This window comes from Spirosoma liriopis (assembly GCF_023196085.1).
Lineage (GTDB): Bacteria > Bacteroidota > Bacteroidia > Cytophagales > Spirosomataceae > Spirosoma > Spirosoma oryzicola.
Map to the genome: position 1 here is coordinate 193220 of NZ_JALPRF010000007.1, position 10162 is coordinate 203381.

The window sequence follows — 10162 nt, forward strand, 5'->3', positions numbered from 1 at the left end:
GTAATCTATAAAAACCTACAATCTCCCCAAACGCTCTGTTTTTTAACTTAAAAGAAATAGTGATCTTAGCTACTTACCCCACGCAGGGCTGACTGCTTATCAGACAGCCCTGTTCACGTTAATTAGATTTGCCTATGAATAAGCCCGTACTAGAGGTAATTGTTGTTGGCGCGGGGCATGCCGGGATTTGCGTCAGCTTTTATCTAGCCAAACAAGGCATTAGCCATCTGGTCTTTGAGCAGGGACGAATCGGGGAAGTCTGGCGTTCCCAGCGGTGGGACTCGTTTAAGATGAACTCGGCCAACAAATTAAATCTGCTTCCCCACCAGGCACCCTATTTTGAGGACCCCGATGCTTTTGCTAGCGCAACTGAATTTGCCTTAGCGCTGGAAAACTATGTACAACAGGAAAAGTTGCCCGTTAAAGAATACTGTTCGGTATTGTCCGTGCATATAGACCAGCAACGAGCTATTTTTCGGGTTACCGTCTCGGAAACGGGTAAACAGACAACCTACTTAAGTCGACAGCTTGTTATCGCTTCGGGTGGTCAAAATAGGATTCGCATACCCGGCTTCGCCAATCAATTAGCCAAGTCGGTAGTGCAACTACACGCTAGTGAATACAAAAATGCCCATCAACTCCCTGACGGGAAAGTGCTGGTGGTAGGCAGTGCTCAATCCGGAACCCAGATCGCCCAAGATTTGCTGCGTTCGGGGCGGAACGTTTTTCTCTCGACGGCCCAGGTTGGCCGGATCCCAAGACGATACCGGGGCAAAGATATTTTTGACTGGCTGGTTGAGATTGGGTTTTATGATACGCATACTGATGAGATAACTGACCCGTCTTTGTTAAGGCTTAAAAACCCGCAGGTGTCGGGGGCCGGGGAGCGAGGGAAGACCTCGAGCTTACAGTCCCTAGCCAGAGGTGGAGCCGTCATACTGGGCCGAGCGGACAGAGCCGAGGCAAATACTATTTTTTTTCAGCCCAACACATCTTCAAACGTCAAGTATGCTGACGAATTTTCCCGGCATGTGAAACAGCTCATCGACGAGTACATTCAAAAAAATAAGGTGTTCGCTCCGCTTGCCGACGTTGATGTGGATGACGTGCCGGATGAAGATGCCTCCTGTGCGTCTGATCTGACTAAACTGGATCTAGTAGAGCAGGCTATTACCTCGATCATCTGGACTACCGGATTTAGCGGTGACTTCAGCTACCTGCCATTGCCCGTGCTTAATGAAGAGAAGTTACCCAGTCATCGAAACGGGGTTGGCGTCGTCAACGGACTTTATTTTATCGGGCTCCCTTGGTTGAGGAAACGGCAATCGGCAATAATCATGGGGATTAGAGAGGATGCAGAATTTATTGTGGGTCACATTGTAAACAGCAGCTACCTTGGCCGTCAGTAAACAAAACGTGCGAACGAATTCTAAGGTTGCCATTCAGGCGATTGGACCGTTCCGTAAGCGCTGATGCGGCCTCAAATCCTGACTGCCCAAAATCTTATGCGACAAACTAAAGTTAAAAACCAATTGTCTCAGAATTCGCTCCCCCATGAGACGGCTATTCACGCTGCTTGAACTAGATCACGAGTTATGTGTTGTTTGGCGAGATCAATCAAATCGATTGTATTTGGTTGTAATGTAAACTATGGACTAGGGTTCAGAGTAACCACCCCAACCTTGGGCTCCTCCTTGAGACAAAGGGGTGTTTCCAAAGGCATATCGGAAATGACCACGCGCAGATAATGCCACCGTAAGCCAACTGACGAAACCGAAATGACGCTACCTCGATGCTTTTCTATCTGTCTCCCTAGTTAATCGCCCGAATTACTAAGACCCTGTACTGGCGATAATAAACAAGCCAGCTGCGCCAACAAGATAGATAAGCAGTGCAGCGAATGAGTCGAGTCCCATGCGGATGATCTGGCGTTTGGGGCGAAACAAGGCCCCACAGATGTAAGGAAGAGTAACCATAATTCCCAAGCCCGTAAGGTACATATCGCTTCTTTGTGCGGTCGGTAGTACAGGCTTACCTGAAATAACCGTTGCTACCACCAGCAAGACGGGAAGGAAAGCGTTGCCCCCAAATATATCGCTGACGGCCAGTGTGTAATTCTTGTTTTTGATGGAAGCCAGCCCCGTCGAAACTTCGGGCAGGGAAGTGGCCGCAGCCAGTATTGTTGCTCCAAAGAGCACCCCATCCATCCCCAGTTGCTTAGCCATTGCATCTCCACTTTCTTCCAGCATCACTCCGCCTGCCAGTGTCGCCAGTGCTGCCAGACTAAACAGCCACAGGGTTTGGCTCACACGGCGTTCATTAGTATGGGTGGGCTCTTTTTGAGCAGCCTTTCCTGGCGGTTCAGTCTGCCAGGGAAGGCCCTTATGAGCTCGGCCAATAAGCCATACTCCGACAAGCCAGATGCCCACCAGAACTATACTATCCGGCGTCAAGCGCGCAAAGACAAGGTCCTTGGGCAACTGGTGGCCCATGATCACGAGTGTCAACATGGCAATCACCAGCGAGCCTTCTAGCACGGGTGTGAGGGATGCCTGTTTAGCCGTAAGCGTGGTTTGATTGCCCACGCCCACGGCATCGAGAAGTACGAGTACCATTGTTTGCAGAGCGATCCCCCCCAGAATATTTCCCACCGCCAATTCGACTTTATGACTCAAGGCCGCGCTCACGGTGATGGCAATTTCGGGCAGATTGGTCACGATCGCCAGCACGATGATTCCTCCAAGCGCTTCACCCAGGCCGTAGTGTTTGTCCAGCGCATCTGTGGTGTTTGATAACACTATACCGGCCCGCCAGACAACGATGGCCGCTGCCACGAAAATCAGGCCTAAAACCAGGGGCGAAAAAGAATCGAACATGAAGTGGCTTAGTTGGAATGATAAAGAGAGTATGAGCCGGTTTTTTTAGCTAAACCACTCATTTATTAGCTTGTTCAGGAGCGCCCTTTTATGCAAAGCGATTTTACTCCCGACCAGCTGAGGGTTCAGAAGGGTAGTAAACCGGTTTTGCCTTCCGTTGTTACAGGTGAAAAAGTAGGCGTGATCCCCTCCCCGGAAGCGTTCTTGAAAACAAATGGGCTAAGAGTGCTTTTCCCAAGAATAGTAAACTTGGATACGGGTAACAATCGCTTAGACGGCTTCTAGGCGTATGTAGCTAATTGAATTTGAAGATCGATGCTAAAAGTAAACCGTATCAGTTAAGGCTCCTTGTTTTCAAAATAAATGAATGACAAAAGTTTGTCAAAGTTTTGCAACGACCAACCCACTTCCACAACTGTGTCGTTCCAACTCTATCGCCTAAATTTTGGTCCCTTCAGTAAAAGCCTATATGCTTATGAAATATAGTGGATCGTTGCTAGTCTTGTTATTTATTTGGAGTTGCCAACCTAAGCTATCTACTGAACCTATACCGGTGGGGCCTGAGCCTGAACCCTACCGGATCGTCCGGGATAGTGTCAAGACAGGGACTTATATGGGCATTACAATTGGTGAAGACGCAGCCAGTGTTTATCCCAAAATTCAAGCCCTTCGCCTAACCAAGGGTGTTACCTATCTGAACATAGTCGGCAACATATTTGCCGATCTGTCTTTATTGAAGGATCAGTTACCGCTTTATCAGTACATTCTTCTTGATCAGAAGCCAGGTACTGACTCTGGTGTGCAGATTACCATCGAGGGCCAAACAGTCAAAAGTATCTATTTAAACAGTGGTCAACAGCTTACCCAATGGCCTGAAAAGCAAAAAGCTAACACATCGGTGCGCGTGGGCGATGCCGTTTCAGACTTGTATAATAAACTAATCAATGTGCGGGCTATAGACCGTTACACGAATAAGTTTGACTACATCTCTTTACTGACAAAAAACCTATCCACCAAGTATGATGAGGCTATGCGTTTATCGTCACAATGGTATTTTGGGTACTCGACTGGCCAAAATCAGATGGATCAGATTCAAGTCCATTTTCAGCAGAGTAAAGTCAGTAAAGTTTACATCGATCACTACTCCAAATAGTGAATCAATCTCGGATTTGGGATAAAAGAGAGAAGTGACCAACCAAAGGGCGTATGCTACGGATTGAGTAAAACTGATACTCGAAAGATACATTCTTAAATAATGCTGGTTTTTACCCGGTTGGGAACCATAGAATACTGACTAATAACCAGTCTTTTTGACCAGTATGCATCAATAGAAAGTCATTCTCGCCGACGCGTTCCTAGTTAAGCGGTTCTTGTTCTATCTTGCCCGTATCATAGACTCCTATGAGCAGGAGTCTAATGGTGTGGATAGAACGGGGCCGCCCGAGCGGCGGAAAGCCTGCCCTCAACTGATGGCAGGCTTTTTTGTGTTCAGCCTACAAGTCATTGGGACCGTTCGTAAAACCGAATGGCGTACCCAACCGACGTCGGCGACTTACTAGACGGTTGAACTGCTCAACACTGATTGTCCAAAAATAACGCTTGTCTCGTAATCCACTTTAGCAATTTCCGCACAGTTCCGCCTTCACCTTTACCCTACTTTTAAACAAACTATCAACGCGTTCATTTTATGAAATCCATCTCGCCAAACATCTTTGTCAATGACTTACAGGCAACCATCACCTTTTACACCAAACTTGGCTTTACAATAACTCATGAAGTGACTACCCCCGAAGGCGAAACGGTATTCGCCATGATGGCGAACGGAAGTGTCACGTTCATGTTTCAGAGCTTTGCCACCATTAAAGGCAAGTACCCGATGGTGAGTCGTGCCGACGGAGGGTCGCTTTTGCTGTACATCACCGTGGATAACATCCGTCAGTTTTATGCCAATATCAACCAACACGTAACCGTGCTCACCGGCCTGGAGAAAACCTTCTATGGCACTACTGAGTTTTCGCTCCGCGACAACAATAATTACCTGCTTACTTTTGCCCAACATTACTAAAGAGAAACTCAATTCACTGAAAGTAACACCCGCAGAAGTGAAAAAGCTGCGGGCGCTGAAAATCAAAAAGAGTGAAGTGCACCTGCACAACATAGAGGTATTGCAGACGTTACTTGTTACCTCAAAAATCAGGGCGATGGAGCTGTTTGCGTTATCTGAGTTTCAAAGTCTTCCCTCAATCGGCATACGCTTCGCGCATGACCTGATCTGGATGGGCTATTATTTCCTACACGAGCTGAAAGGAAAGGACCCTGCAAAGCTCACCGATCAATACGAATTGGAAAAAGGGGTATGGACCGATCCCTGTGTTGAAGATCAGTTTCGGCTTGTGGTCCATTTTGCCAACCACCCAAACAGTAACCTTAATTGGTGGGATTTCACCCCCGAGCGCAAAGCCTTCCGCGAAAAAAACGGCTATCCTTCTACGCGGCCAAAGAAGCCTTGGTTTGTGTTAGCTCAGTATCAAACGGGCAAAAAAATACCGGCCACGCAGGAGGCAACCCAAAAAGACCTGCATAAAAAACTGAAACTCGCCTTAGCCTACATAACCAAATATCCACAAGAAAGAATCACCATCGCTCAACTGGCTGACTTAGCCCACCTCTCCCCCTATCATTTCATCCGTCTCTTCCGCAGTGCCTATGAACTGACACCCCTGCAATACCTCACGCGACTACGACTAAAGAAAGCCTCTTTATTATTAAAAAAATCAGATGCCACCGTAGTCAATATTGTTCCCCAATGTGGCTTTGAGAACGAGAGCGCTTTTATTCGCTTATTCAGAAAAGAATTCAGAATGACACCAATAGCGTATCGTAAGCAGTTTGGGCAGAAGCAGTAACCTTGCCTTCAACTCTGTGCACTTTTGTTCTCCTTCCTAGCTGACGACGGGGCTTGCCAATACATTATTTGTACTAGCAAGGTCGGCCTCACCCATGCCGGGCTTCGATGGCTTATGGACCAGCAAATAACTCGGAGGGGGGAGACATATTTTAAGGTAACATGGCGTTCGGTTCAGGACTCCATACAGTGTGGATAGAAGCAAACCGCCCAGCTTTGCTTGAAGTCATGCTTCTGATTTGGCTATTGGCCAAGTTCTACGCCTTGATGCTTTAGTCAGCGGAAATTGGGTTCTCGCTACCATTTTTTACGCAGGCGATGCCTTTGGCACGCCTGTGAGGGTTTTTGGCACAGTCGTAAAAGCGGATTAGCCCTATTTTACCCCCGTAACTAATTATCTCAATCAATGCAGCAATTTCTACCGTTTCGCCCAGCACTATTGCTTGGCTTTTGGCTACTTGCCCTGGCGGGTTGGGCCAGGCCTGAGGGTGCGCCAGGGGCCCACTCCTCTTTTTATTTTTCTGCTTCCACTCCTCATCCGCCCAATTCAATCGTACGCTACGTTAGAGCGGGTGGCAGTGGTACCGCCGATGGCAGTTCGTGGGCCAACGCAAGTGGCGATTTACAGGCTATGATTAACGCTTCGCAAGCCGGGGAGCAGGTCTGGGTGGCCCAGGGCACCTACAAACCGACCACGAGCCTGGATGCTTCGATTAGCTTTTCGATGAAGACCGGGGTGGCCATCTATGGTAGCTTCGTTGGTTCGGAAACCAGCTCGGACCAACGTTCATCTTTTCCTAACGGCCAGCCCACGTCTATACTCTCCGGTAGACTGGGCACAGTAACGCTACTGCCCGGTCTCATAGCCGCCGTGAATACCGAATCGCTAATTTCTAATAAAAACGTAGGTAGTACAGCGCTGTTGGACGGTTTTTTTATCACGGGTGAAGCGACCGGATTTGACCCAGATCTGGGCGGTAATGGGCGGGGAATACTGAATGATAACAGTAGTCCGACCATTATTAACTGCGTCTTTCAGCATAACCAAGGCGTTTCTGCCGGGGCGGGGATGTACAATCAGAACTTCAGCAGTCCGAAATTAATTAATTGCAGCTTTATCGGTAACTATGCTACCACAGCGGGCTCGGCGATAGCCAATGTGAATGCGAGTAGTCCACTGCTGGTCAACTGCAGCTTTCATGGCAACGCATCCCAGGGCGGACTTGTCTACAACCAGAACAAGTGTGCCCCGGTACTAACCAATTGTATCCTGTACGCTAATACGTTTATACTCGCTTTCTACAATTTGACAAGCGACAATCAAACCCTGCTGCGGTATTGTTTGATCGATGCCCGGACAACCGGTTTCACCGATTTAGGCAACAATCAGATAATAACCAGTTCGCCCTTTATGAGCGATACCGACCTACAGCTCAACGACCAATCCCCGGCCATTGATGCAGGCGTCAATGAGGTGAATCCAACAACGAGCGATTTGGCGGGTAACGCCCGCATTTTGAATAACACCATTGACATTGGGGCGTACGAGTATCAAGGTTCCGTCTGTCAACCAATAGCCGTCACCAGCCCTCCTCCCAGCCGTTCGGCCACCTGCGCTGGTACCAGCGTTACGGCCACGATTTTGGTGACAGGAAGTAGCCCAACGTATCAGTGGTACAAAGACGGCAAGCTGGTGAGCGGGCAGACGACGGCCACCCTAGCGCTAACCGACGTACAGACCAGCCAAAGCGGTTCCTACTTGGCTGTAGTTACCAGCAGTTGCAACAGCGTAACCACAACGGCTTTTAGCTTAACGGTCAATGCTCCTTATGCGGTTCGTTTGAGCCCTGAAAGCCAACCGCTAAGCTGCGTAAAAAAAAGTGTCACCCTCACGACTTTCGGCGCCCCCTTCGGTGCTAGTTATACCTACAGTGGGGAAGCCCAATCCAGCTCGGCCAGCAGTGCCACGGCTTTAGTGACTAATTCAGGTCTTTACAGCGTGACGGTTACTGTGCCCGGCGGCTGTTCGGCTACAGCCCAAACGCGTGTAACCAGCAATACCCTCGTGCCCGGCGTGAGCATCAATCCGACCTCCCAAGCCATCTGCCAGGGACAGAGTGCGAGTTTCATAGCGACTGGTGCTGACTCTTACACCTGGAGTACGGGAGCTACCACCGCCAGCCTATTGATCAGTGCAAGTGGGGCTTACTCAGTCACTGGCACCAGCAGCAGTAACGGTTGCTCAGCAACGGCTACGGCGACTCTAAGGGTGAATGTCTTGCCCACGCCTGGCATTGTCGGTCTGGCCAGCGCTTACTGTCAGGACGCCACCGCCGTTACGCTAGCCCCGCTAGGCAATCCTACCGGAGGCAGCTTTGCCATTGATGGCTCACCGGCTACGGTCCTGGATCCGGGCAAGCTTTCGGCGGGGAATCGGTCGGTGCGCTACAGCTATACAGACAACAACGGCTGTAGCAACTCCGCTACACAAACCGTGGCAGTCAAGCCCACGCCCCAGGCCCCCACGCTGGTGACTCAGTCGGGCGGGTCTTACCCCGGCGGGGCGTCGAGTCTAACCATCTCCCAGAATACGGGCAATGTGATCCTGACGGTGTCGGGTTGCCAAACCGGTAGCATCAGCTGGAACGGGGGTAACAGCACCACGCTGGCGGTCTCGACGACTAATCTAGGTACCCAGAGCTTTACGGCCACCTGCACCCGCAACGGCTGCACCAGCCCCACCGCTACGGCGACCGTAACGGTAGTAACGACCACGCTCAAAGTGCTCTCGCGCGACCCTGACAACGGCCAGCTAGGCAACAACACCCTCAAGCCCTACCTGCTGCTACAGAACGCGGGCACTACGCCCATTCCGTATGGCACCATCACCCTGCGCTACTGGCTGACGACGGAAAACAACATTCCGCTGAACTTTCAGAAGAACTACGTAGCCATCGGTCAGAATACTCTCAACCTGCGCTATGTGGCGCTGGCGACTCCGCGTCAGGGCGCTACAGGCTATATCGAGTACAGCTTCACTGCAGAGGCCGGTAGTCTAGCGCCCAACGGGGATTCGGGTCCTTTGGAAGTGCAGGCTACCAAGCAGGACTACAGCCGGTTTGTGCAGAGTGATGACTACTCGTATATCAATAATAGCGTTTATACGCTCAACGCCCGCATCACGGCTTACCAGAACGGGGTGATCTTCTACGGTACCGAACCGAGTGGTAACGGCAGTGGGCGGGAAGCAGCTCAGGAGTTGGGCTCGCTGCTACAGGTGAGGGTGCTGGGTAACCCGGTCGTTGGACAATCGGTGGAGGTTGAGATCAGTGGCGTCAGTGGTCAATCGGTGCAGTTGAAACTAGTTGATCTGCAAGGCAAGACCCTGCATGGCCAAATCATCAAGGAGGCTGGTTCTGTTGAGCGGGTCAGTTTGCCAGTAGGTAACGCCCAGGGTATTCTCCTATTAGATGTGAGCACAGCGACCCAGCGTCAGCAGGTGAAGCTGCTCCGGCCCTGATTTTTTTGAGACACACTCGTCAACCCCCTAGCCCAGATCCTAACCGATCTGGGCTTTTGGGATAGGGTAAAGAGGCATGGTAAGAGGGAAAGATTCCCAATAGCCGTCTCTGTAACCGAGACTGTTCGTCTCTTAAAAACGCTCCCATATGAGACAAGGAGCGAATTAAGAATCTATGATTCGGAAGTTTAACTGGACCATCTCTTTTAATAATTGTCAACAACTATCCGTAGCATACGTCTTTACATAAACGGATTTTAGTTAACCATCAGGGACAAATCATCGAAATAGACAAAGCCTGTTGTTTTTGGTAGATAAACCAAGTAGACAAACAAGTTATCTATTCCACCAGGGAAAGAGTCTAGAGTTACAGAGTATTCGGTAAAATCTCTTGTTCCGGTAATGGACGTTTTGTCTTGAGAACTGACAAAAACGACAGCACTCGTATTGCCTTTATCACCTCGAATAGCAAGCGATACCCCTGGGCCCACTAATGCTGTTTTGATCTTAGCTGTCAACGTTAATTTTGCCCCAATAGGAATCGTCTTAAACGGAATGGATTGCTGGCCGTAATAGCAAAAAGTTGCTGTATCCTTTACCTGACTACAGCTAATTTTTAGCGAGTACTCGGGAGATGAATAGGCTTCTGTTGATGCTCCTGACGTATATTCGTTTGGGTTAGTAGGTTTTGTTGTATCAGTGCCAAAAAACCATCCTTGTGCACTTTGATCGATGTTCCCATTGACAAGCAAGCCATTGGCAGGCAAGGCAGTTTGCGGTTGGGTTTCTTCTTTCTTACACGCGGCAAGGAACAAGCTAGAAGTAAGAACAGGTAATGCTAAGAGTAAACGAAGCGATTTC

The 10162-nt window shown here is 49.5% G+C and carries 7 protein-coding genes; 5 read left to right on the forward strand and 2 right to left on the reverse strand.

Features of this window, described 5'->3' with window-relative positions; all coding sequences use genetic code 11:
• Window positions 1–134 precede the first annotated feature (134 nt).
• The gene (locus M0L20_RS26050) at window positions 135–1409 is read left to right on the forward strand and encodes a flavin-containing monooxygenase (protein ID WP_248480103.1); all 1275 of its coding nucleotides are present in this window, start codon (window positions 135–137) and stop codon (window positions 1407–1409) included.
• Window positions 1410–1832: 423 nt separating this feature from the next.
• Here M0L20_RS26050 and M0L20_RS26055 read toward each other — a convergent pair whose 3' ends face one another.
• Complete coding sequence (locus tag M0L20_RS26055; RefSeq protein WP_248480104.1) at window positions 1833–2876, reverse strand: sodium:calcium antiporter; 1044 nt, start codon at window positions 2874–2876, stop codon at window positions 1833–1835.
• A 613-nt stretch (window positions 2877–3489) separates the two neighbouring features.
• Between M0L20_RS26055 and M0L20_RS26060 the strand changes: the two genes are divergently transcribed.
• The 4 genes from M0L20_RS26060 (at window position 3490) to M0L20_RS26075 (ending at window position 9301) form a co-directional block, all read left to right on the forward strand.
• Window positions 3490–4029, forward strand: coding sequence for a hypothetical protein (locus M0L20_RS26060; protein WP_248480105.1), 540 nt, complete (start codon window positions 3490–3492; stop codon window positions 4027–4029).
• Between the two features lie 534 nt (window positions 4030–4563).
• Entirely contained in the window at window positions 4564–4941 is a 378-nt protein-coding gene (locus M0L20_RS26065; protein WP_248480106.1) for a VOC family protein, read from the forward strand.
• Window positions 4925–5782 carry a helix-hairpin-helix domain-containing protein gene (locus M0L20_RS26070; protein ID WP_248480107.1) on the forward strand — a complete coding sequence of 286 codons (858 nt, stop codon included), beginning with the start codon at window positions 4925–4927 and terminating at the stop codon, window positions 5780–5782. The genes M0L20_RS26065 and M0L20_RS26070 overlap by 17 nt, the downstream gene beginning before the upstream one ends.
• A gap of 405 nt (window positions 5783–6187) precedes the next feature.
• Window positions 6188–9301 (forward strand): cellulose binding domain-containing protein, encoded by a 3114-nt coding sequence (locus M0L20_RS26075; protein WP_248480108.1) that lies wholly within the window; start codon window positions 6188–6190, stop codon window positions 9299–9301.
• A 257-nt stretch (window positions 9302–9558) separates the two neighbouring features.
• Here M0L20_RS26075 and M0L20_RS26080 read toward each other — a convergent pair.
• Window positions 9559–10162, reverse strand: a 604-nt coding sequence (locus M0L20_RS26080; protein WP_248480109.1) for a hypothetical protein, incomplete at its 5' end; no start/stop codon positions are given.